This window comes from Pantoea rwandensis, assembly GCF_000759475.1.
Classification (GTDB): domain Bacteria; phylum Pseudomonadota; class Gammaproteobacteria; order Enterobacterales; family Enterobacteriaceae; genus Pantoea; species Pantoea rwandensis_B.
The window spans coordinates 3717549-3739000 of the sequence record NZ_CP009454.1 but is presented as its reverse complement, the minus strand read 5'-3'; the positions used below and the strand labels follow the sequence as shown (position 1 = coordinate 3739000).

The following is a 21452-nucleotide window of genomic DNA, read 5'->3' as shown; positions in this document are numbered from 1 at the left end:
TTCTCTGATTATCTAATGAGGTTAATGTGAAATTTGAATTAGATACCACCGACGGACGCGCACGCCGTGGCCGTTTGGTGTTCGATCGCGGTGTCGTGGAAACTCCAGCATTTATGCCTGTGGGCACCTACGGCACCGTGAAGGGCATGACGCCGGAAGAAGTGAAAGACACCGGTGCGCAGATCCTGCTCGGTAACACCTTCCACCTGTGGCTGCGTCCGGGCCAGGAGATCATGAAACTGCACGGTGACCTGCACGATTTCATGAACTGGCAGGGACCGATCCTCACTGACTCCGGTGGCTTCCAGGTGTTCAGCCTCGGTGACATTCGTAAGATCACCGAAGCGGGCGTGCATTTCCGTAACCCGATCAACGGCGACCCGATTTTCCTCGATCCGGAAAAATCGATGGAAATTCAGTACGATCTCGGTTCAGACGTGGTGATGATTTTCGACGAATGTACGCCGTATCCAGCTGACTGGGATTACGCCAAGCGTTCCATGGAGATGTCACTGCGTTGGGCACAGCGTAGCCGCGATCGCTTCGATTCACTCGGGAATAAAAACGCGCTGTTCGGCATTATTCAGGGCGGTGTTTACGAAGATTTACGAGATGTCTCGGTTAAAGGTCTGGTAGATATCGGCTTTGATGGGTACGCTGTGGGCGGCCTGGCGGTGGGTGAGCCTAAAGAGGACATGCACCGAATCCTGGAACACGTCTGTCCGCAAATTCCGCAAGATAAACCGCGTTATTTGATGGGCGTCGGCAAGCCAGAAGATCTGGTGGAAGGCGTTCGCCGCGGTATCGATATGTTTGACTGCGTCATGCCAACGCGTAATGCGCGTAATGGTCACCTGTTTGTGACCGATGGCGTGGTGAAAATCCGTAACGCCAGGTATAAAGATGACACGGCAACGCTGGATGCGGAGTGTGATTGTTACACCTGTCGCAATTATAGCCGCGCCTACTTGTATCATCTTGATCGTTGTAACGAAATACTGGGCGCACGTCTTAATACGATTCACAATCTGCGCTATTACCAGCGTCTGATGGCGGGTTTACGTAAGGCCATCGAAGAGGGTAAATTAGAGCACTTTGTTAGCGAGTTCTACCAACGGACGGGTAAAGCGGTTCCACCGTTAAACGTCTGATAATTCTATCAATGAGGGAAATTTAATGAGCTTTTTCATTTCTGACGCCGTTGCCGCAGCAGGCGCTCCGTCTCAGGGAAGTCCTTATTCTCTGGTGATCATGCTGGTGGTGTTTGGTCTGATCTTCTATTTCATGATTCTGCGCCCGCAGCAGAAACGTTCTAAAGATCACAAGAAGCTGATGGATTCCATCTCTAAAGGTGATGAAGTGTTGACCAGCGGTGGCCTGGTAGGTCGTGTGACCAAAGTGGCTGACAACGGCTACGTTTCTATCGCCCTGAACGACACCACTGAAGTAGTTGTAAAACGTGATTTCGTGGCCGCCGTTCTGCCGAAAGGTACTATGAAGGCGCTGTAATTTTTTCTTCCCGAAGGGAACTGCCGTGTTAAACCGTTATCCTTTGTGGAAGTACATCATGCTGGTCGTCGTGATTCTCGTCGGCCTGCTCTATGCGCTTCCTAACCTTTATGGAGAGGATCCGGCCGTTCAGATCACTGGTGCGCGCGGTGGCGCCGCCAGTGAACAGACGTTGGATCAGGTCCAGACTTTATTAAAACAAGATAATATCCAGAGCAAATCCCTCGCTCTGGAAAATGGCGCCATTCTGGCCCGTTTTGACAATCAGGATGCGCAGCTGCGCGCACGTGATGCCATCACTACCGCGTTGGGCGACAACTATGTTGTGGCACTCAACCTCGCGCCGGCAACCCCGCGCTGGCTGACCATGCTGGCTGCACAGCCGATGAAACTCGGTCTTGATCTGCGTGGCGGCGTACACTTCCTGATGGAAGTGGATATGGATACCGCTCTGGGCAAGCTGCAAGAGCAGAATGCCGATGGCCTGCGCAGTGACCTGCGCGACAAAAGCATCCCGTATACCAACGTCAATAAAATCGCTAACTACGGTGTAGAAGTGCGTTTCCGCGACGGCGCCAGCCGTGATGCTGCGATCAGCTACCTGTCACCGCGTCATCGCGATCTGGTGATCTCCAGCGTCGGCAGCGATACGCTGCGTGCGGTGATGACCGATGCGCGTCTGAGTGAAGCCCGTGAGTATGCGGTACAGCAGAACATCAATATCCTGCGTAACCGTGTGAACCAGCTTGGCGTTGCCGAGCCACTGGTGCAGCGTCAGGGTTCTGACCGCATCGTGGTGGAGCTGCCGGGTATTCAGGACACGGCGCGTGCCAAAGAGATTCTGGGTGCTACTGCGACCCTGGAATTCCGTCTGGTGAACACCACCGTTGATCCAACTGCCGCGGCGAGTGGCCGTGTGCCGGGTGATTCGGAAGTGAAAGAGACGCGTGAAGGCCAGCCAGTGGTGCTGTACAAGCGTGTGATTCTGACCGGTGACCATATTACCGATTCGACGTCCAGCATGGACGAGTACAACCAGCCGCAGGTGAATATTTCACTGGATGGCGCGGGCGGTAACATGATGTCGAACTTCACTAAGGACAACATCGGTAAAGCGATGGCGACCCTGTTTGTGGAGTACAAGGACAGCGGTAAGAAAGACGCGAACGGTCGTGCTATCCTGGTGAAACAGGAGCAAGTGATTAACGTGGCGAACATTCAGTCGCGCCTCGGTAACAGCTTCCGTATCACCGGTATCAACAACCCGAACGAAGCCCGTCAGCTGTCGCTGCTGCTGCGTGCCGGTGCGTTGATCGCGCCAATTCAGATTGTGGAAGAGCGTACCATTGGTCCAACCATGGGGCAGCAGAACATCACTCAGGGTCTCGAAGCCTGCTTGTGGGGTCTGATCGCCTCCATCATCTTTATGGTGGTGTTCTACAAGAAGTTTGGTTTGATTGCGACCAGCGCGCTGCTGTGCAACCTGGTGCTGATTGTCGGCATCATGTCACTGCTGCCGGGGGCGACCCTCACCATGCCGGGCATTGCCGGTATCGTGTTGACGCTGGCGGTTGCTGTCGATGCCAACGTGTTGATTAACGAACGTATTAAAGAAGAACTGCGTAACGGACGCTCGGTACAGCAGGCGATTCATGAGGGCTACAAAGGCGCCTTCTCCAGTATCGTCGATGCCAACGTCACCACGCTGATCAAAGTTATCATTCTTTATGCGGTCGGTACCGGCTCCATTAAAGGCTTTGCGATTACCACTGCTATCGGTATCGCGACCTCAATGTTCACCGCTATCGTCGGCACCCGTGCCATCGTTAACCTGGTTTACGGCGGCAAACGCATCAACAAGCTGTCCATCTGAGGAGTGCGTTGTGGCACAGGAATATAGTATTGAGCAGCTAAACCACGGGCGTAAGGTCGTTGACTTTATGCGCTGGGATACGCTGGCTTTCATCATCTCTGGTTTACTGATTGTGGCGTCTATCGCCATTATCGGCGTGCGTGGCTTCAACTGGGGCCTCGACTTTACCGGCGGGACGGTGATTGAGATTAACCTGGAAAAACCGGCCGATCTGGACGCCCTGCGTGAAGGTTTGGTGAAAGCAGGCTTCCAGGAGCCGTTGGTGCAGAACTTTGGCAGCAGCCGTGACGTGATGGTGCGTATGCCACCAGCCACCGGTGCAGCAGGTCAGGAACTGGGCAACAAAGTCGTGACCTCCATCAATGAGACGACACAGCAAAACGCGACCGTGAAGCGCATTGAGTTCGTCGGCCCAAGCGTGGGTAGCGATCTGGCGCAAGCCGGTGCGATGGCGCTGCTGTCGGCACTGATTGCGATTCTGATCTATATCGGCTTCCGCTTTGAGTGGCGCCTGGCGCTGGGCACCGTGCTGGCACTGGCGCACGACGTGATCATCACCTGTGGCATTCTGGCGTTGTCGCACATCGAGATCGACCTGACCATTGTTGCGTCGCTGATGTCGGTGATTGGTTACTCGCTTAACGATAAAATCGTGGTTTCCGACCGTATTCGTGAGAACTTCCGCAAAATTCGTCGCGGTTCTTCCTACGATATTACTAACGTGTCGCTGACCCAGACGTTGAGCCGTACCTTGATCACCTCGCTGACCACGTTGGCGATGATTTTGATTCTGTTCATCTTTGGTGGCGCGCTGCTGAAAGGCTTCTCGCTGACCATGCTGATCGGTGTCACCATCGGTACCGTTTCATCTATCTATGTTTCTTCTGCTCTGGCGCTGAAACTGGGTATGAAGCGTGAACACATGCTGGTGCAGAAAGTCGAGAAAGAGGGCGCAGATCAGCCTTCGATCCTGCCTTAATTCTGCCGATGAAATGAAACGGGCTGCCCGAGGGCAGCCCGTTTTTTTATGCCTGCTGATCAGGGCGCCGTTTTGGTGGCAGTTGCACTCTGCACATCATGCACGCGCACATAGCCGAGTTGCTCCGGCGTCAGTCCGCTCAGGCGCAGCGGCACCGTCACTGAACTGCGTGGCATCAGACTCGCCTCAACCTGAATGGTCTGGCTCAGACTCTCCGCATTCAGCGGTTTGCCACTGGCGGGATCCAGCTCACCCCACACCACGGTGGCGCTCAGCGCGGGGATCGGCTGGTCATCGGTGGAACGGATATTCAGGTTGGCGCGACTACCACTGGCTTCCCCCTCGACGCGAGACAGTGACAGGCGCAATTTGCCCACTTGCGTCTGTAACTCGACGGGAGTGTTGGCTTGCGGTAGCAACCATGCCCCCTGGGTTGACTGCCCATTAAGTTGCCCCTGAATCTCCAGCGCCGTTGCCTGATTGGTGAGTTTGCGCATCTGCTGGTTAAGCTGGCTGACTTCCTGATGTAACTCTTTGACCTGCGGTGAAGTCGGCGTTGAACTACAACCACTGAGCACCAGCAGCGAAAGTGCGGCGGGCGCCCAAAACGTCCTGATCGTCATGCATTGTCCTTTCTGTTATTTCGGAATACGTAATACCTGGCCTGGGTAGATCTTATCAGGATGCGTCAGCATTGGCTTGTTTGCTGCGAAAATCTTGTTGTATTCATTAGGATTCCCGTAAACCTGTTTGGAAATCGCGCTTAGGGTGTCGCCTTTTTTCACCGTATAGAAATCCGCTTCTGGCGCACTGTCGGATACGGTGACCTTGTCATCAACCTTGGTAATCCCTGCCACGTTACCGGCGGCAACCAGGATTTTCTCTTTCAACTCCTGCGAGATGCCATCACCGCTCACAGTAACGGTATCGCCTTGCACATCGACTTTAACTTTGTCGCTATCAGGTAAGCCGAGTTGGTTAATGTGATCCTGTAATTTTTTGCTGGGATCGTCAGCGCCGGTGACGGCATCCCATAACTTTTCACCTGCTTCTTTCACGAAATTGAACAGACCCATGTGACCTCCTGCAAATATGCCGGATTGGCTGTTTAAGCTTAGTGGCTTTTAAGGTTTACAGCGGAGCGCGTACTGCGTCTGTGAGCCGGGCGGTGATTCGGTCTCGTGTATTCAGTTGCTCCCGAGATCGCGCTACACTGTGTGGCCTATTTATCTCGCGACAGGAAACGTCATGCATTGCCCCTTCTGCTCCGCTGTGGACACCAAAGTCATCGACTCACGTCTGGTCAGTGAAGGTTCTTCGGTGCGTCGCCGCCGCCAGTGTCTGGTGTGTCATGAGCGTTTTACCACCTTTGAAGTGGCTGAATTAGTCATGCCGCGCGTGGTGAAAAGCAACGATGTGCGTGAACCCTTTAACGAAGATAAGCTTGCCAGCGGCATGATGAAGGCGCTGGAGAAACGTCCTGTGAGCGCGGACGCCGTTGATAACGCGGTGAACCACATTAAAACCCAGCTACGTGCTACGGGTGAGCGCGAAATCCCCAGCAAGCTGGTCGGCAATCTGGTGATGGAAGAGTTGAAGAAGCTCGATAAAGTTGCCTACATCCGCTTTGCTTCGGTGTATCGCAGCTTCGAAGATATCCGTGATTTTGGCGAAGAGATCGCCCGCTTACAGGACTAAGCCATGACTGACGAACGCTACATGGCGCGCGCGCTGGAACTGGCGCGTCGCGGACGTTTTACCACCACACCAAATCCTAACGTTGGCTGCGTGATTGTGCGCGACGGCGAGATTGTCGGCGAAGGCTGGCATCACCGCGCCGGTGAGCCGCATGCTGAAGTGCACGCGCTGCGCATGGCCGGAGCAAAAGCCAAAGGCGCGACGGCATTCGTCACGCTGGAACCCTGCAGCCATCATGGCCGGACACCGCCATGCTGCGACGCGTTGATTGCCGCGGGTGTTAGCCGCGTGGTGGCGGCAATGCAGGACCCAAACCCGCAAGTGGCGGGGCGAGGGTTGTATCGTTTACAGCAGGCCGGCATTGAAGTCAGCCACGGTTTAATGATGAGCGAAGCGGAAGCATTGAATCGTGGTTTTCTGAAACGTATGCGTACCGGCTTCCCGTGGATTCAGCTCAAACTCGGCGCATCCCTTGATGGGCGCACCGCGATGGCCAGTGGCGAAAGTCAGTGGATAACCTCGGCGGCGGCAAGGCGCGATGTGCAACAATTACGTGCCCAGAGTTCGGCTATTCTTACCTCCAGTGCCACTGTGCTGGCGGATGATCCCTCACTGACCGTACGCTGGAATGAGCTTAACGCGGATGTGCGTCAGCAACTCGATGAAGCCACGCTGCGCCAACCGGTGCGGGTAGTGATCGACAGTCAGCAGCGCGTCACGCCGCAACACCGTCTGATCGCACAACCTGGCGAAACCTGGCTGATGCGTACTGAAGCCGATCAGCAAGCCTGGTCAGACAGCGTCAGCCAAATTGCGGTGCCGCTGCGCGGAGAACAACTGGATCTGGTGGCGATGATGATGTTACTCGGCCAGCGTCAGATTAACACGGTGTGGGTCGAAGCCGGCGCCAGTCTGGCGGGAGCGCTGTTACAGGCTGGACTGGTCGATGAGCTGATTGTCTATGTGGCGCCAAAGCTGCTGGGCAATGCGGCGCGCGGCCTGTGTGAACTGCCTGGACTGGAACAATTGTCCGATGCGCCAGCGCTGAAGTTTAGTGACGTACGCAAGGTTGGCGCAGACCTGCGACTGACCCTGACGCCCGCTTAAGCACCGACTGAAAAGCCTGAGCGCGTTGTCGAAGAGTATGATAGAATCCGCCCCCTTCTGCGGGGCCATAAATCAAACACCCAAAGGATATGTATGAAAGTTATCGAAGCTCCTGTTGCCGCGCCTGATGCTAACATTGCCATCGTCATTGCGCGTTTTAACAACTTCATTAATGACAGCCTGCTGGATGGCGCGGTCGATGCGCTGAAGCGTATTGGCCAGGTTAAAGCAGAAAACATCACTGTGGTCTGGGTTCCAGGCGCTTACGAACTGCCTCTGGCAGCGCGCGCACTGGCAAAAGCCGGTAAGCACGACGCAATCGTGGCACTGGGAACCGTGATCCGTGGCGGCACCGCCCACTTCGAATATGTGGCAGGTGAAGCCAGCTCTGGCATTGCCAACGTGGCGATGACCAGCGAAATTCCGGTGACTTTCGGCGTGTTAACAACCGAAAACATCGAGCAGGCGATTGAACGCGCCGGCACCAAAGCAGGTAATAAAGGCGCCGAAGCGGCCCTGACTGCACTCGAAATGATTAACGTATTGAAAGCCATCAAAGCCTGATTTTTGGAAGGGGAATTTTGTGAAACCTGCTGCTCGTCGTCGCGCCCGTGAGTGCGCTGTCCAGGCGCTTTACTCCTGGCAGCTGTCGAACAACGACATTGCCGATGTGGAATACCAGTTTCTGGCGGAACAAGACGTCAAAGACGTCGATATTAGCTATTTCCGCGAATTGCTGGCCGGTGTGGCGACTAACAGCGCGTACCTGGACGGTCTGATGAAGCCTTACCTGTCACGTCAGCTGGAAGAGCTGGGACAGGTTGAGAAAGCCATTCTGCGTCTTTCGCTGTATGAGCTGAGCAAACGTTCTGATGTGCCTTATAAAGTGGCCATCAACGAAGGCATCGAACTGGCCAAAGTGTTTGGCGCCGAAGACAGCCACAAGTTTGTCAACGGCGTGCTGGATAAAGCAGCCCCACAAATTCGACCCAACAAAAAATAAATGCGAAAGGCCGGTTTACCGGCCTTTTTCTCATTGAGACCTGACTTATGTCCTGTGGTGAATTCGAACTGATCGCACGTTATTTTAACCGCGTTACCAGCTCCCGCCGCGATGTGGAGAAGGGAATTGGTGACGACTGTGCGTTACTGAACGTGCCCGAAAAACAGACGCTGGCCATTAGCACCGATACGTTGGTGGCGGGCGTGCACTTCCTGCGTGATATCCATCCTGCCGATCTGGGTTACAAAGCGCTGGCCGTGAATCTCAGTGATTTGGCGGCAATGGGTGCCGATCCGGCGTGGTTGACGCTGGCGATTACCTTGCCTGAAGTGAATGAAAGCTGGCTGGCCGCATTCAGCGATAGCTTATTTGAGCTGCTGGATTATTACGATATGCAGCTGATTGGTGGTGATACCACGCGCGGACCACTGAGCCTGACGCTGGGTATTCACGGTCTGGTGCCGACTGGACGCGCATTGAAGCGTTCGGGGGCCAAACCCGGTGACTGGATCTTTGTCACCGGTACGCTGGGTGACAGCGCGGCTGGCCTGTCGCTGCTACAACATCGTCATCGTCTGAACGATCCGGCTGTCCATGAAGTGTTAATCAAGCGCCATCTGCGCCCGATGCCACGTGTGTTGCAGGGCCAGGCGCTGCGCAATCTGGCGACATCGGCGATCGATATCTCCGATGGTTTGATTGCCGATCTTGGCCATATTCTCACGGCGAGCCGCGTTGGTGCGCGTCTCAATCTGGAAGCGTTACCGCTGTCCGCAGCCTTGCGCGATCATTTTGAGCCGGAACAGGTGCTGACCTGGGCATTAAGCGGCGGCGAAGATTATGAGCTGTGCTTTACCGTGCCGGAAGTCAATCGTGGTGCGCTGGACGTGGCGCTGGGTCATCTTGGTGTGCCTTATACCTGCATCGGGCAGATTGCGCCTGAAGCTGACGGGTTGACGCTGCTGGAAAATGGCAAGCCACGTCGTTTTAATCACAAAGGATTTGATCACTTTAATGCGAAGTAAAGATGTAGCGAAAAGCCGCCTGCGCCTGAGCAATCCCTGGCATCTGTTGGCAACCGGTTTTGGCAGTGGCCTGAGCCCGATCATGCCAGGCACCGCCGGTTCGATTGCCGCGATTCCCTTTTGGTGGTTGATGACCTTTCTGCCGTTGCAGATTTACTCTTTGCTGGTGCTGATTGGCATTAGCGTGGGCGTTTATCTCTGCCATCGCACCGCCAAAGACATGGGCGTGCACGATCATGGCAGCATTGTTTGGGATGAGTTTATCGGCATGTGGATTACGCTGATGGCGATTCCGGCGATGAGCTGGCAATGGGTGCTGGCCGGGTTTGTCATCTTCCGCATCTTTGATATGTGGAAACCCTGGCCGATTCGCTGGTTCGATCAGAACGTGCATGGCGGCATGGGTATTATGGTCGATGACATTATCGCGGGCGTGATTTCCGCCGTGATTTTGTATGGATTGGGGCTGGTGCTGTAATTCGGCAGGTGCGCATCAATGCGCTCTCTACGGATTACCCAATGTGCGCACTCAACATGGTAGGGTCGCCGTTTATGGCGACCCGGTTCAATAATTACTCGAATCCCACCACCGGATGCGGTTGATACACCGTTTCCAGTTCAGCGATATCCGTTGAACTCAACTCCACATCCACCGCTTTCACCAACTCTGCAAACTGCTGCTCGCGTGATGCACCGATAATCGGTGCTGTGACCACGGGTTTATGCAGCAGCCACGCCAGCGCCACTTGTGCACGCGTCACGCCTTTATCGGCGGAAATGGTCGCCAGACGCTCTGCAATCGCCGCATCATTCTCTTCGGTACCGGTATAAAGTTTTTCCATGACGTTATCCGATACCGAGCGTGCGGTGGTTTCACCCCATGGACGCGTCAGTTTACCGCGCGCCAGCGGGCTCCACGGCAGCACCGCGATACCTTCACGTTCACACAGCGGGTGCATCTCGTTCTCTTCTTCACGCTGAATCAGGTTGTACTGATCCTGCATACTGACAAAACGTGCCCAGCCATTCTGTTTTTGCAGATCCAGCGCCTGAGCAAACTGTGCAGCATGCATCGAAGAAGCGCCGATGTAGCGCGCTTTACCCGATTTCACCACCTCATTCAGCGCCTCAAGCGTCTCTTCAATCGGTGTGTCGTAATCCCAGCGGTGAATCTGCAGCAGGTCGACATACTCCATGCCGAGACGCGTCAGGCTGTCGTCGATGGACTGCAGGATGTTGTTGCGTGACAGCCCCTGAGAAAGGTTGCTGAGCGGGAAATAGACTTTGGTGGCCACCACGACCTGATCGCGTTGGGCGAAATCTTTCAGCGCACGCCCGACGATCTCTTCACTGCTGCCATCGGAGTAGCTGTTGGCGGTGTCGAAAAAGTTGATGCCCGCGTCCAGCGCTTGCTTGATCAGCGGTCGACTGCTCTCTTCGGGCAGGGTCCATGCGTGATTGCCGCGCATCGGATCGCCGTAAGTCATGCAGCCTAAACAGAGACGCGAAACCTGTAAGTCGGTCTGGCCTAAACGAATGGTTTTCATGGGAGCTCCTGCTCTTATGCGTTAGGAATGCCCTAAGCATAGCAGCAGGAGCGGGGAGGGGATTACTGCGCCAGCCAGTCAGTGATTTGTTGCTGAATACCAGCGGCATCCAGCTGATAATCCTGACGAACCTCTTCCTGCGTGCCCTGCGGAATAAACTCGTCTGGCAGACCCAGGTTCAGCACATGAACACGCAGGCGTTTCGCCATCACGTATTCATTGACGCCGCTGCCGGCTCCGCCTTTGATGGCACCTTCTTCCAGCGTCACCAGTGAATCATGGCTGGTGGCCAGTTCGGCAATCAAGGCTTCATCCAGTGGCTTCACGAAACGCATATCCACCAGCGTGGCGTTAAGCGCTTCAGCTGCGGCCTGCGCTTCAGGCAACAGCGTACCGAAGTTAAGGATCGCCAGCTTTTCACCACGGCGCTTCACAATACCTTTGCCCAGCGGCAGGCTGGCGAGCGGCTCCAGCGTGGCGCCGGTGCCCGTGCCGCGCGGATAGCGCACCGCACTCGGACCAGCCTGATAATGATAGCCGGTGTAGAGCATCTGGCGGCATTCGTTTTCGTCGCTTGGCGTCATGATCACCATTTCGGGCACACAGCGCAGGAAGGCGATATCAAATGCGCCCTGATGTGTTTGCCCATCGGCGCCCACAATGCCGCCGCGATCGATAGCGAACAGCACCGGCAGTTTCTGGATCGCCACATCGTGGATCAGCTGATCGTAAGCACGCTGCAAGAAGGTGGAGTAAATCGCCACCACCGGCTTGTAGCCGCCAATCGCCATACCTGCAGCAAAGGTCACCGCATGCTGTTCAGCAATCGCCACGTCAAAGTACTGTTGCGGATAGTCACGAGAGTAGCTGACCATGCCAGAACCTTCGCGCATCGCCGGCGTCACCGCCATTAAACGCGGATCGTCAGCAGCCATTTCGCTCAGCCAGCTACCGAAAATTTTCGAGTAGCTCGGCAGGCCTGGCGCGCTTTTTGGCAGAGAACCGCTGGCCGGATCGAACTTCGGTACCGCATGCCAGGCGATGGGATCCTGCTCGGCAGGCGCGTAGCCTTTGCCCTTTTTGGTCATGATGTGCAGGAACTGCGGGCCTTTCAGGTCGCGCATGTTCTTCAGCGTACTCACCAGCGTCAGGACATCGTGTCCATCTACCGGACCGATGTAGTTGAAGCCCAGCTCTTCAAACAGCGTACCTGGCACCACCATACCTTTCAGGTGTTCTTCGGTGCGCTTCACCAGCTCTTTGATCGGCGGCAGGCCACCCAGCACGCGCTTGCCACCTTCGCGTAGACGTGAGTAGGTTTTGCCCGAAAGAATCTGTGCCAGACGATTGTTGAGGGCGCCAACGTTTTCCGAAATCGACATCTCGTTGTCGTTGAGGATCACCAGCATATCCGGTTTGATGTCACCCGCGTGGTTCATGGCTTCGAACGCCATGCCTGCGGTGATCGCGCCATCGCCGATGATGCAGGCAGTACGACGGCCTTTACCTTCGCGTTCGGCGGCAACCGCCATCCCCAGACCAGCGCTGATTGAGGTCGAGGAGTGACCGACGCTCAGCACGTCATATTCACTCTCGCCGCGCCACGGGAACGGATGCAGGCCATTTTTCTGGCGGATGGTGCCGATTCGATCGCGGCGCCCGGTCAGAATCTTATGCGGATAGGCCTGATGGCCAACGTCCCACACCAGATGGTCAAACGGGGTGTTATAAACATAATGCAGCGCGACTGTTAGCTCGACGACGCCCAGACCCGAAGCAAAGTGGCCGGAAGACCGGCTCACGCTATCCAGCAGATACTGACGCAGTTCGTCACACAGTACCGGAAGTTTTTCTTTCGGTAATAAACGTAATTCCTGAACCGTGCTTGCTAACGCCAGTGTCGGGTATTTTGCAATATCAAAACTCATCAGAGACTCATTATGAAAGTTATTTATCGCGTTCAATTATGAAGCTTGCCAGTGCTTGTAATGCGGTGGTGTCATAAGACTGCGCCGCCAGAATCTCTAACGCACCCAGTGCTTCCTGATAAAGATCCCATGCTTTACGACGGGCATTTTCCAGCCCCATCAAGGCCGGGTAAGTGCTCTTACCTAATGCCTGATCCGCGCCCTGGGTTTTGCCCAGCACCGCGGTATCGCCCACCACATCAAGAATGTCATCCTGCACCTGGAACGCCAGTCCGATGGCGTTGGCGTAGGTATCCAGAACCGGAAGTGCCGCACGGCCACGTTCACCTGCGGTCAGTGCGCCAAGACGCACCGCAGCACGAATCAATGCGCCGGTTTTATGACGATGAATCTGCTCCAGCTGAGCGAGGTCGATTTGCTTGCCTTCGGCGGCCAAATCCAGTGCCTGGCCTCCGCACATGCCTGCCACACCGCTGGCCTGGGCCAGTTCTGAAATCATCGCAATGCGCGCTTGCGGGCTGACGCCGGGCATAGGCTCATCGGCCAGAATCGAAAACGCCAGGGTTTGCAACGCATCACCAGCGAGAATCGCTGTGTCTTCACCATATTTTATATGGCAGGTTGGCTGTCCGCGGCGTAATGCATCGTCATCCATTGCGGGCAGATCATCATGAATCAGAGAGTAAGCATGAATGCACTCTACGGCAGCGGCCGGCGCATCCAGGCTGGCCGTATCGGCCTTTAACATCTCGCCCGTGGCGTAAACCAAAAACGGACGCAGACGCTTACCGCCTAATAGTGCCCCATGTTGCATGGATTGCACCAGAGGAGAACTCTGAAAAGGAAGTGGATCTATTAAGCGTATCAACGCCAGGTTGACGCGTTCGTGATACGCGTTAAGTAATTTGGCGAAATCCATCAGTCATTTTCCGGCGTGAACGGGGCAAGCGCGGCATCTTTATCGTCGCTGAGCAGGATCTGCACGCGCTGTTCAGCCTGCTGCAGAGTTTGCTGACCGGTGCGTGCCAGCTGTACGCCGCGTTCAAATTCGTTCAATGCTTCTTCCAGTGGCAGTTCTCCACTTTCCAGACGGCTAACGATTTGTTCCAGCTGCTGCAATGCGCTTTCAAAACTGGCTGGCGCTTCGGCTTTTTTCGGCATAATCAGTGTCGACTCACAGGTTAGGAATCATCTTGCAATCGGTCATGGTAGCCGACGAGGATTAATTAGCAAAATAATGAATGTGATTGCGGTTGCAGAAGCGGTCATCTGACAAAGGTGGTATACTTTTGCGCCTCGGATGCGGGCGCCTCTGCGTTACCCGTAATTATATGATTTTACCAGTTAAGTGCCGATGGTTTTAGCACTTATTTGCCCAACGAAGCTGTGTCGCCATGAAGTTTATCATTAAGCTCTTCCCTGAAATCACCATCAAAAGTCAGTCGGTGCGTCTGCGCTTTATCAAGATCCTGACCGGCAACATCCGCAATACCCTGCGTACTGTCGACGACGAAATCGCCGTGGTGCGTCACTGGGACCATATTGAAGTACGCGCTAAAAAAGAAGCGCTGCGTACCGTCGTTATTGATGAGCTCACGCGTATTCCCGGTATTCACCATGTACTGGAGGTTGAGGATCAGCCTTATACCGATATGCACGATATCTTTGAGCAGACGCTGGCTCTGAATCGTGAGCGCCTGGAAGGGAAAAGTTTCTGCGTGCGTGTAAAGCGTCGTGGCAAACACAGCTTCAGCTCGATTGAGGTCGAGCGTTACGTGGGTGGCGGGCTCAATCAGCACATTGAGTCCGCACGTGTGCAATTGAAAAATCCTGATGTGACGGTCAATCTCGAGATTGAAGACGATCGTCTGCTGCTGATCACCGGCCGATATGAAGGGCTGGGTGGTTTCCCCATCGGGACACAAGAAGATGTGCTGTCGCTGATTTCTGGTGGCTTCGACTCCGGCGTCTCCAGCTATATGCTGATGCGTCGTGGTTGCCGCGTGCACTACTGCTTCTTCAACCTCGGCGGTGCCGCGCATGAAATCGGCGTCCGTCAGGTCGCGCATTACCTGTGGCAACGTTTTGGTCGTTCGCATCGCGTACGCTTTGTGGCGATCAACTTCGAGCCGGTTGTCGGTGAAATTCTTGAGAAAGTCGATGATGGTCAGATGGGCGTGGTGCTGAAACGCATGATGGTGCGTGCGGCGTCCATGGTTGCTGAGCGCTACGGCGTTCAGGCCCTGGTGACGGGTGAAGCGCTGGGGCAGGTCTCGAGCCAGACGCTGACCAACCTGCGTTTGATTGATAACGCTTCGGATACCCTTATCCTGCGTCCGCTTATCTCGCATGACAAAGAGCACATCATTGATTTGGCACGCCACATCGGCACCGAAGACTTTGCCAAAACCATGCCGGAATACTGCGGTGTGATTTCGAAAAGCCCAACGGTAAAAGCGGTGAAAGCGAAGATCGAAGCGGAAGAGCAAAACTTCGATTTCGAGATCCTCAATCGCATGGTGCAGGAAGCCAGCAACGTCGATATCCGCGAGATTGCGGAGAAGGCACAGGAAGAGGTGGTGGAAGTGGAGACGGTGGTCTCGTTCACCGCAGATGATGTGGTGCTGGATATCCGCTCTGTGGATGAGCAAGAAGCATCACCGCTGGCGCTGGAAGGCGTTGAGGTCAAATCCCTGCCGTTCTACAAACTGAGCACTCAGTTTGGCGATCTGGATCAGAACAAAACCTGGTTGCTGTATTGCGATCGCGGCGTAATGAGCCGTTTACAGGCGCTGTATCTGCATGAGCAAGGCTTTAAAAACGTGAAGGTTTATCGCCCGTAACGGTGATAAATCTGGTAACGACGCGATTCATCGCCTATAACGTCGATGAACCTCGTAGCGGCGCAATTCATCGCGCGTTTGTTAGCAGTTGTGCTGCTTAAATTGCGTGATGAATCGCGCCGCTACGAGATCAGCTATATCATCGGGGCTGTTGAATCGCGGGGTCCGTTAAATCGCAATGCCTGTTGAAAAACGCTGCTAACGTTATAGGCGTTTTACCCCATCACAACACGGTTATTCGCGCTCTTCAAATTCCTGATAGTTATAAATCCCCGCCGCTAATACCAGCTGTGACGCAACTTCACGCGCTTTCTCCTTATCCACCAGCAGATCAATCAGCTTCAGCGTAAAATCAATCGAAGTGCCAGGCCCCTGGCTGGATAACAGATTGACGCGCGGATCCCACACTACGCGGCGATCCATCCAGTGCTTATCGGGAATGGTGTCACGTAAGCCAGGAAAGCCCGTCATATTGCCCACAGGGAACAGATCGTGCGGGATCAGCACCGTGCCGGGGGCAGCACAAATCGCGGCAACGATTTTTCCTGCGAGGTGAAACTGGCGCACGGTTTCCACCAGCAATGGGCTGTCACGGAACGTCTCCGCACCTTTCAGGCCACCAGGCAGTACCACGGCGTCGTAGTCGTTATCCGCCACTTCAACCAGTGGCGCATCGGCCAGCAGGCGCACGCCGCGCGAGCAGATAATTTCGCGCGTGCCATCGCTTTCAACACTGGCGGTGGTGACGCTTAAGCCCGCGCGGACCAGCAGGTCGATAGTGGTGACAGCTTCAATCTCTTCACTGCCATGTGCCAGGCAAACCAGAACCGATGCGGTCGCGCTCATATTGGGACTCCTTGCGTTTAATCAGATCGTACAAACGGGTGTTCTCCGGCAGCGCAATGCCCTGCGCGCGAGCGCGGCGCAGCAGGTAGCCGGTGATGTAATCAATTTCTGTCAGGCGCTGTGCGCGCACATCCTGCAACATAGAGGAGGTATTCGCTGCGGTGCTGTCGATGACGTCATAGATGATGTCGCGCAGGTTATCGACCGCAATGTGCTGGCCTTCACGCTCCATCACCCAGGCAATCTCTTCACACAGCGTGGCAATTTGCTGCGGCCAGGCGCGCAGGGCACAGTTCTGGCAATCATGTTCAACGGTAAGCGGATTAATCACGCAGTTCACTGCCAGTTTGCGCCAGCTGGCAGAAGCAATGTTGTCATGCCAGGCCACGTCCGGCAAAGCCTGGTGCAGGATATCGGCGATATCGCTCATCGCGGCACTTTCACGTCCGGTGGGACCGATATGTGTGATGCCCTGCGCAACGTGTTTGATCACCGTGCCATCGCGCATCGCCGCGTGGGTTGTAATGCCGCGCAGCAGCGGTTGCTGCAACTCCTTCAGCTCTTCCAGCGTGCCCATGCCATTGTGCAATAACAAAATGGCAGCATGAGCAGGCAGGATGCTTTGCAGGTTTTTGACTGCCGGGGAAACCTGTGGCGCTTTCAGTGTCACCAGCAACAGCTGGCTTTCGGCAAGAAACAGCGGATCGTTGGCGATAAACGTGTGATTGCTGACCTGTCCTTGCGGATCAATCACGTTCACCGAGCAATAGGGCTGCGGCACGCGCAACCAGCCCTGAACCTCATGTCCCTGACGTGCGAGCGCGGCGAGCCAAATTTGACCCAGGGCGCCACAACCCAACACGGTAATTTTCATTTTGCCTCCCGCTGACGGGTTCTCAATTTCACGACATGGTTAAGTATAGCTTTCCGCATATCGTGTTTAATTAGCGCCATAAGACGCGTATTATGCATGTCACTTTAGTATCAGGAGAAGAAAAGATGCCATCTTTCGATATCGTTTCCGAAGTCGAACTGCCGGAAGTGCGTAATGCGGTGGAGAATGCCAGCCGTGAGATCTCAACCCGTTTCGATTTCCGCAACGTGAGCGCCAGCATTGAGCTCAACGAAAAGAATGAGACCATCAAAATCACCAGCGAATCTGATTTCCAGGTTAAACAGCTGGTGGATATTTTGCGTGAAAAGCTGCTGAAACGCGGCATTGAAGGCGCAGCGATTGAAGTGCCAGAAGAGATCATTCACAGCGGTAAAAGCTGGAGCGTAGAAGCCAAGCTGAAAAAGGGTATCGAAAGCGATATCGCTAAAAAGCTGGTGAAGCTGATTAAAGACAGCAAGCTGAAAGTGCAAACGCAGATTCAGGGTGAAGAGCTGCGCGTGACCGGTAAATCACGTGACGATTTGCAGGGTGCGATGGCGCTGGTGCGCGGTGGCAACCTGGGTCAGCCCTTCCAGTTCAAGAACTTCCGCGACTAATCGCGTTTGTCGCGTGCGGCACGACGATAGAGCGTGCTGCGCGCGACACCTAATGCCTCCGCCGCTTTACTGATATTGCCATTGAAGCGTTGGAGCGTTTCGCTAATCAGCCGCTCATCATGGCTCTGCTTATCTTCCACTGGCACCGCCGCTACTCGGCGATATTCGGCTGGCAAATGCACATCAGTGACTTCTTCGCCTTCATCGGCGAGCGCTAACAGTACCCGCAATAAACTGCGTAACTGCCGCACGTTGCCGGGCCATGGCAATTGTGCCAGCGATGCCAGCAAGGCGGGAGAAAGCTGGATATCGCGATCTGCGCCGCCCAACTCAATCCATAACCGACCAATAAAGTCTTCGATATCTGGCCAGGCACGCAACGGCGGGATGGTCATGGAAAATTCCTGCAAGCGATAGAGAAGATCCTCGCGGAACTCGCCCTCGGCCACACGCTGCGCCAAATCACGGTGCGTTGCGCAGATCACAGCAAAATTCACCGGCCAGCTGCGACTGGAACCGAGCGGCGCGACCTCTTTTTCTTGCAGCACGCGCAGCAAACGGGTTTGTAGCGCCAGCGGCATATCTCCAATTTCATCCAGAAACAGCACGCCACCATCCGCCTCGCGGATTTTACCGATGTAGCCATTTTTGCTGGCTCCGGTAAAGGCGCCAGGCTGATAACCAAATAGCTCTGATTCAATCAACGCTTCCGGAATGGCAGCGCAATTGATGGCGACGAATTTGCCCTCGCGCCAGCGGCTCTGCTGATGCAGGGCACGGCTGACATACTCTTTACCGCTGCCGGTTTCACCGTGAATGCACAACGACACACCGGCATTCATCAGTCGCACCATTTTCTCGCCATCACTACCCAGCGAGAACGGGAGATCGGCGGCGGGTTCGCTCGGTGTGGCGAAATGCGTGCGGTGCGGTGCCCGCAGGCGGAAGTAGTAACGCTGCTGGGCAAAATGAATCGGGAGAGGAATGGTGTTGGCCTGCTGTTCCAGTTGATCAAACAGCTGCTGGAATGTCAGGGTGCCCAACTGCTCGGTGGTGAGATTAAGTTCACGCATCGCCAGGCGGTTTGCGGCGGTGAGCACATTATCGGAGAACACCAGCAGCAGCTCGTCACTGGTATCTATGCCGTGCGGCTCAACGTGCAGGCTCATCAACCATTGTTGGGGATGCAGGCTTTGCTTAACCCACAAATACTCAATCTGTTTAGCGGCGGCTTTGACCCACTGAAACGTTTGCGGATGCGGGAAGTGCGCTGGGCCAGAGATATCCAGCACGCCCGCAATCTGACCGTTGGGCATCTGCAACGGCATGGCGGCGCAGTACAGCCCCTGATTCAAGGTGAGAAAATGCTGCTGGCCTTCAATTTCACAGCCATCGTCAATCGCCAGTGCAGTGCCAATTGCATTGGTACCGCGCCCGCATTCGCTCCACAAATTGCCGGGGGCGAGTGCAAATCGCTGCGCTTTCTCCATCGATTGCATGTCGCCAAAGGTGTTCAGCACCAAACCGGTGGCATCCGAAAGAATCACCACAGATTGTTTTTTCCGCCAGTTTCTGCGCCAGCTGTTTGATCACCGGCTGGGCGAACTGTTGTAGCCCGGCATTACTGGCCAGCACATCAGCCAGCTCACCCTGGCGGACGCGAGGAAAATCATCGGCGGTGCGGTCGAGACCATACAGCTGGCTACGAAACCAGGAGTCGCTTAACAGCGGGTTGGTATTCACGGCAGACGCGGCTGAATTTCCCTGCATTGGTAACCTCATGCCTAAGCGAAAGTGTTGCAGCATTGTAGCGACTTGGTTTCTGCGGTGTTGCGATACGCAACACAGATGAGGATTTTGGTGGCAGAACCCGCGCGTTTAAAAGGGCTATTAGTTTTATAAATCAATGATAGATAAAACGATTTTTCGAAAATTCGCAAGCTGAAAAAAACTGGCACGCCCGCTGCAATAGCTTATTAGGCAGCGGGCTGTTCAATCAGTTGACCCACAGGTTGCCGCTGCCAGCTAACAATAAACGACCCTACACGAAGGAGTTTGCGATGCGTTATGCACATCCCGGCACGCCCGGCGCTTTGGTCACTTTTAAAGCGACCTACGGCAATTTTATTGCGGGCAAATTCACAGAGCCGCTCAGCGGCCAGTATTTTACGAACACCTCGCCTGTTGATGGCAGCGATATTGCGCAGTTTCCGCGTTCTGACGCGCGGGATATCGATTTAGCACTGGACGCTGCTCATCAGGCCGCTGACGCCTGGGGAAAAACCAGCGTGCAACATCGGGCCAATCTGCTGCTGCAGGTGGCCGACTGCATTGAACAAAATATTGAAATGTTGTCTGTGGCGGAGAGCTGGGACAACGGCAAACCGATCCGCGAAACGCTCAATGCCGACCTGCCGCTGGCGGTGGATCATTTCCGCTACTTCGCCGGTTGTCTGCGTGCACAGGAAGGCAGCACCGCCGAAATTGATGAAACCACGGTGGCTTATCACTTCCATGAGCCGCTAGGTGTGGTTGGGCAAATCATCCCATGGAACTTCCCGCTGTTAATGGCGGCATGGAAACTGGCTCCGGCGCTGGCAGCCGGTAACTGCGTGGTGCTGAAACCGGCTGAGCAAACGCCACTGGCCATCACGCTGTTGATGGAGCTGATCGGCGATCTTTTCCCGGCCGGCGTGCTTAACGTGGTGCAGGGCTTTGGCCGGGAAGCCGGTGAAGCGCTGGCCACCAGCAAACGTATCGCCAAAATCGCGTTCACCGGCTCAACACCGGTCGGGCGCCATATCATGGCGTGCGCGGCTGAAAACATCATTCCCTGTACCGTCGAGCTGGGCGGCAAGTCGCCTAACATCTACTTTGCCGATGTGATGGACGGTGAATCGGACTTTATCGAAAAAGCGGTGGAAGGGCTGGTACTCGGTTTCTTCAATCAGGGCGAAGTCTGTACTTGTCCGTCGCGTGCGTTGATCCATGAATCCATCTATGAGCCGTTTATGGCGCGGGTGATGGATAAAGTGGCGAATATCCGCCGAGGCGATCCGCTGGATACCGACACCATGATCGGTGCTCAGGCTTCCCGTCAGCAATTCGACAAAATCCTGTCTTACATCAACATCGCGCGCGACGAAGGAGGGCAAATTCTGACCGGAGGCGATCGTGCCAGCGTCGCAGCGGAACTGGATAACGGATTCTATATCCAGCCAACCCTGATCAAAGGCACCAACCAGATGCGGTGTTTCCAGGAAGAGATTTTTGGGCCTGTTATTGGCATCACCACTTTTAAAGATGAAGCGGAAGCTTTGTCGATTGCCAATGAAACGCAATTTGGCCTCGGCGCGGGTGTATGGACGCGTGATACCAATCTGGCGTACCGCATGGGGCGTGGTATCAAAGCCGGTCGCGTCTGGACCAACTGCTATCACATCTATCCTGCGCACGCAGCTTTCGGTGGCTATAAGCAGTCGGGAGTGGGGCGCGAGACGCACAAAATGGCGCTCAGCGCCTACCAACAAACCAAAAATCTGCTGGTCAGCTATGGCACCGCGCCTTTGGGCCTGTTCTGAGTCCGCATCCGATCAAATGGAG

21 protein-coding genes and 1 pseudogene are annotated in these 21452 nt (G+C 55.0%); 13 read left to right on the top strand and 9 right to left on the bottom strand.

Translation table 11 applies throughout. From position 1 onward, the window contains the following. Nucleotides 1–26: 26 nt before the first annotated feature. Genes tgt through secF form a run of 4 tightly spaced genes read left to right on the top strand, consistent with a single transcriptional unit; the run spans nucleotide 27 to nucleotide 4361 of the window. Nucleotides 27–1151 (top strand): tRNA guanosine(34) transglycosylase Tgt, encoded by a 1125-nt coding sequence (gene tgt, locus LH22_RS17220; RefSeq protein ID WP_038648613.1) that lies wholly within the window; start codon nucleotides 27–29, stop codon nucleotides 1149–1151. Between the two features lie 25 nt (nucleotides 1152–1176). Continuing rightward, entirely contained in the window at nucleotides 1177–1509 is a 333-nt protein-coding gene (gene yajC, locus LH22_RS17215; RefSeq protein ID WP_034831018.1) for a preprotein translocase subunit YajC, read from the top strand. Between the two features lie 25 nt (nucleotides 1510–1534). Further along, nucleotides 1535–3382, top strand: coding sequence for a protein translocase subunit SecD (secD, locus tag LH22_RS17210; protein WP_071845629.1), 1848 nt, complete (start codon nucleotides 1535–1537; stop codon nucleotides 3380–3382). A 10-nt stretch (nucleotides 3383–3392) separates the two neighbouring features. After that, the gene (gene secF / locus LH22_RS17205; RefSeq protein ID WP_038648607.1) at nucleotides 3393–4361 is read left to right on the top strand and encodes a protein translocase subunit SecF; all 969 of its coding nucleotides are present in this window, start codon (nucleotides 3393–3395) and stop codon (nucleotides 4359–4361) included. 59 nt (nucleotides 4362–4420) lie between these two features. On the opposite strand, the gene LH22_RS17200 is transcribed toward secF, so the two are convergent. Both LH22_RS17200 and lysM read right to left on the bottom strand, forming a co-directional pair. Beyond that, nucleotides 4421–4984, bottom strand: coding sequence for a DUF3251 domain-containing protein (locus LH22_RS17200; RefSeq protein WP_038648605.1), 564 nt, complete (start codon nucleotides 4982–4984; stop codon nucleotides 4421–4423). 15 nt (nucleotides 4985–4999) lie between these two features. After that, nucleotides 5000–5437, bottom strand: a complete 438-nt coding sequence (gene lysM / locus LH22_RS17195) for a peptidoglycan-binding protein LysM (RefSeq protein WP_038648604.1) — start codon at nucleotides 5435–5437, stop codon at nucleotides 5000–5002. A 172-nt stretch (nucleotides 5438–5609) separates the two neighbouring features. Between lysM and nrdR the strand changes: the two genes are divergently transcribed. The 6 genes from nrdR to pgpA all read left to right on the top strand — a co-directional run bounded on the left by nrdR (nucleotide 5610) and on the right by pgpA (nucleotide 9672). Beyond that, nucleotides 5610–6059 carry a transcriptional regulator NrdR gene (gene nrdR / locus LH22_RS17190; protein WP_034831027.1) on the top strand — a complete coding sequence of 150 codons (450 nt, stop codon included), beginning with the start codon at nucleotides 5610–5612 and terminating at the stop codon, nucleotides 6057–6059. Between the two features lie 3 nt (nucleotides 6060–6062). Beyond that, nucleotides 6063–7166 (top strand): bifunctional diaminohydroxyphosphoribosylaminopyrimidine deaminase/5-amino-6-(5-phosphoribosylamino)uracil reductase RibD, encoded by a 1104-nt coding sequence (gene ribD / locus LH22_RS17185; RefSeq protein WP_038648601.1) that lies wholly within the window; start codon nucleotides 6063–6065, stop codon nucleotides 7164–7166. 93 nt (nucleotides 7167–7259) lie between these two features. Then, nucleotides 7260–7730, top strand: a complete 471-nt coding sequence (gene ribH, locus LH22_RS17180) for a 6,7-dimethyl-8-ribityllumazine synthase (RefSeq protein WP_038648599.1) — start codon at nucleotides 7260–7262, stop codon at nucleotides 7728–7730. Nucleotides 7731–7749: 19 nt separating this feature from the next. Next, on the top strand, nucleotides 7750–8169 hold the full coding sequence (nusB, locus tag LH22_RS17175; RefSeq protein ID WP_038648596.1) for a transcription antitermination factor NusB: 420 nt from the start codon (nucleotides 7750–7752) through the stop codon (nucleotides 8167–8169). Between the two features lie 47 nt (nucleotides 8170–8216). Then, entirely contained in the window at nucleotides 8217–9194 is a 978-nt protein-coding gene (gene thiL / locus LH22_RS17170) for a thiamine-phosphate kinase (protein ID WP_034831036.1), read from the top strand. Continuing rightward, nucleotides 9184–9672 carry a phosphatidylglycerophosphatase A gene (pgpA, locus tag LH22_RS17165; RefSeq protein ID WP_038648594.1) on the top strand — a complete coding sequence of 163 codons (489 nt, stop codon included), beginning with the start codon at nucleotides 9184–9186 and terminating at the stop codon, nucleotides 9670–9672. Before thiL ends, pgpA begins: the two co-directional genes overlap by 11 nt. Nucleotides 9673–9766: 94 nt before the next feature. Here the strand turns inward: pgpA and LH22_RS17160 are convergent, their stop codons facing one another. From LH22_RS17160 to xseB, 4 genes are all read right to left on the bottom strand, one after another. After that, nucleotides 9767–10741: an aldo/keto reductase gene (locus tag LH22_RS17160; protein WP_038648593.1), complete on the bottom strand. Its 975-nt coding sequence runs from the start codon at nucleotides 10739–10741 to the stop codon at nucleotides 9767–9769. 62 nt (nucleotides 10742–10803) lie between these two features. Continuing rightward, nucleotides 10804–12669, bottom strand: coding sequence for a 1-deoxy-D-xylulose-5-phosphate synthase (gene dxs / locus LH22_RS17155; RefSeq protein ID WP_038648591.1), 1866 nt, complete (start codon nucleotides 12667–12669; stop codon nucleotides 10804–10806). A gap of 19 nt (nucleotides 12670–12688) precedes the next feature. Next, nucleotides 12689–13588 carry a (2E,6E)-farnesyl diphosphate synthase gene (ispA, locus tag LH22_RS17150; RefSeq protein ID WP_038648588.1) on the bottom strand — a complete coding sequence of 300 codons (900 nt, stop codon included), beginning with the start codon at nucleotides 13586–13588 and terminating at the stop codon, nucleotides 12689–12691. Next, nucleotides 13588–13830, bottom strand: a complete 243-nt coding sequence (gene xseB, locus LH22_RS17145; protein ID WP_034831045.1) for an exodeoxyribonuclease VII small subunit — start codon at nucleotides 13828–13830, stop codon at nucleotides 13588–13590. The genes ispA and xseB overlap by 1 nt, the downstream gene beginning before the upstream one ends. Nucleotides 13831–14063: 233 nt before the next feature. On the opposite strand from xseB, the gene thiI reads away from it, so the two are divergent. Continuing rightward, on the top strand, nucleotides 14064–15512 hold the full coding sequence (thiI, locus tag LH22_RS17140; RefSeq protein ID WP_038648586.1) for a tRNA uracil 4-sulfurtransferase ThiI: 1449 nt from the start codon (nucleotides 14064–14066) through the stop codon (nucleotides 15510–15512). Nucleotides 15513–15746: 234 nt separating this feature from the next. On the opposite strand, the gene yajL is transcribed toward thiI, so the two are convergent. Further along, on the bottom strand, nucleotides 15747–16358 hold the full coding sequence (yajL, locus tag LH22_RS17135; RefSeq protein ID WP_038648584.1) for a protein deglycase YajL: 612 nt from the start codon (nucleotides 16356–16358) through the stop codon (nucleotides 15747–15749). Continuing rightward, nucleotides 16312–17232: a 2-dehydropantoate 2-reductase gene (panE, locus tag LH22_RS17130; RefSeq protein ID WP_038648581.1), complete on the bottom strand. Its 921-nt coding sequence runs from the start codon at nucleotides 17230–17232 to the stop codon at nucleotides 16312–16314. Before panE ends, yajL begins: the two co-directional genes overlap by 47 nt. Nucleotides 17233–17357: 125 nt before the next feature. Between panE and LH22_RS17125 the strand changes: the two genes are divergently transcribed. Next, nucleotides 17358–17849: a YajQ family cyclic di-GMP-binding protein gene (locus tag LH22_RS17125; protein WP_034831052.1), complete on the top strand. Its 492-nt coding sequence runs from the start codon at nucleotides 17358–17360 to the stop codon at nucleotides 17847–17849. Here LH22_RS17125 and LH22_RS17120 read toward each other — a convergent pair. Next, nucleotides 17846–19619: pseudogene (locus tag LH22_RS17120) on the bottom strand (sigma-54-dependent Fis family transcriptional regulator). The gene LH22_RS17125 and the pseudogene LH22_RS17120 overlap by 4 nt on opposite strands. A gap of 290 nt (nucleotides 19620–19909) precedes the next feature. Between LH22_RS17120 and exaC the strand changes: the two are divergent. Further along, nucleotides 19910–21430 (top strand): acetaldehyde dehydrogenase ExaC, encoded by a 1521-nt coding sequence (gene exaC / locus LH22_RS17115; protein ID WP_038648573.1) that lies wholly within the window; start codon nucleotides 19910–19912, stop codon nucleotides 21428–21430. Nucleotides 21431–21452 lie beyond the last annotated feature (22 nt).

Coding starts and splice junctions, on each gene's coding strand:
- yajC (WP_034831018.1), top strand. CDS start 1,177: ATGAGCTTTTTCATTTCTGACGCCGTTGCCGCAGCAGGCGCTCCGTCT.
- LH22_RS17200 (WP_038648605.1), bottom strand. CDS start 4,984: ATGACGATCAGGACGTTTTGGGCGCCCGCCGCACTTTCGCTGCTGGTG.
- lysM (WP_038648604.1), bottom strand. CDS start 5,437: ATGGGTCTGTTCAATTTCGTGAAAGAAGCAGGTGAAAAGTTATGGGAT.
- nrdR (WP_034831027.1), top strand. CDS start 5,610: ATGCATTGCCCCTTCTGCTCCGCTGTGGACACCAAAGTCATCGACTCA.
- ribD (WP_038648601.1), top strand. CDS start 6,063: ATGACTGACGAACGCTACATGGCGCGCGCGCTGGAACTGGCGCGTCGC.
- ribH (WP_038648599.1), top strand. CDS start 7,260: ATGAAAGTTATCGAAGCTCCTGTTGCCGCGCCTGATGCTAACATTGCC.
- thiL (WP_034831036.1), top strand. CDS start 8,217: ATGTCCTGTGGTGAATTCGAACTGATCGCACGTTATTTTAACCGCGTT.
- pgpA (WP_038648594.1), top strand. CDS start 9,184: ATGCGAAGTAAAGATGTAGCGAAAAGCCGCCTGCGCCTGAGCAATCCC.
- LH22_RS17160 (WP_038648593.1), bottom strand. CDS start 10,741: ATGAAAACCATTCGTTTAGGCCAGACCGACTTACAGGTTTCGCGTCTC.
- dxs (WP_038648591.1), bottom strand. CDS start 12,669: ATGAGTTTTGATATTGCAAAATACCCGACACTGGCGTTAGCAAGCACG.
- ispA (WP_038648588.1), bottom strand. CDS start 13,588: ATGGATTTCGCCAAATTACTTAACGCGTATCACGAACGCGTCAACCTG.
- xseB (WP_034831045.1), bottom strand. CDS start 13,830: ATGCCGAAAAAAGCCGAAGCGCCAGCCAGTTTTGAAAGCGCATTGCAG.
- thiI (WP_038648586.1), top strand. CDS start 14,064: ATGAAGTTTATCATTAAGCTCTTCCCTGAAATCACCATCAAAAGTCAG.
- yajL (WP_038648584.1), bottom strand. CDS start 16,358: ATGAGCGCGACCGCATCGGTTCTGGTTTGCCTGGCACATGGCAGTGAA.
- panE (WP_038648581.1), bottom strand. CDS start 17,232: ATGAAAATTACCGTGTTGGGTTGTGGCGCCCTGGGTCAAATTTGGCTC.
- LH22_RS17125 (WP_034831052.1), top strand. CDS start 17,358: ATGCCATCTTTCGATATCGTTTCCGAAGTCGAACTGCCGGAAGTGCGT.
- exaC (WP_038648573.1), top strand. CDS start 19,910: ATGCGTTATGCACATCCCGGCACGCCCGGCGCTTTGGTCACTTTTAAA.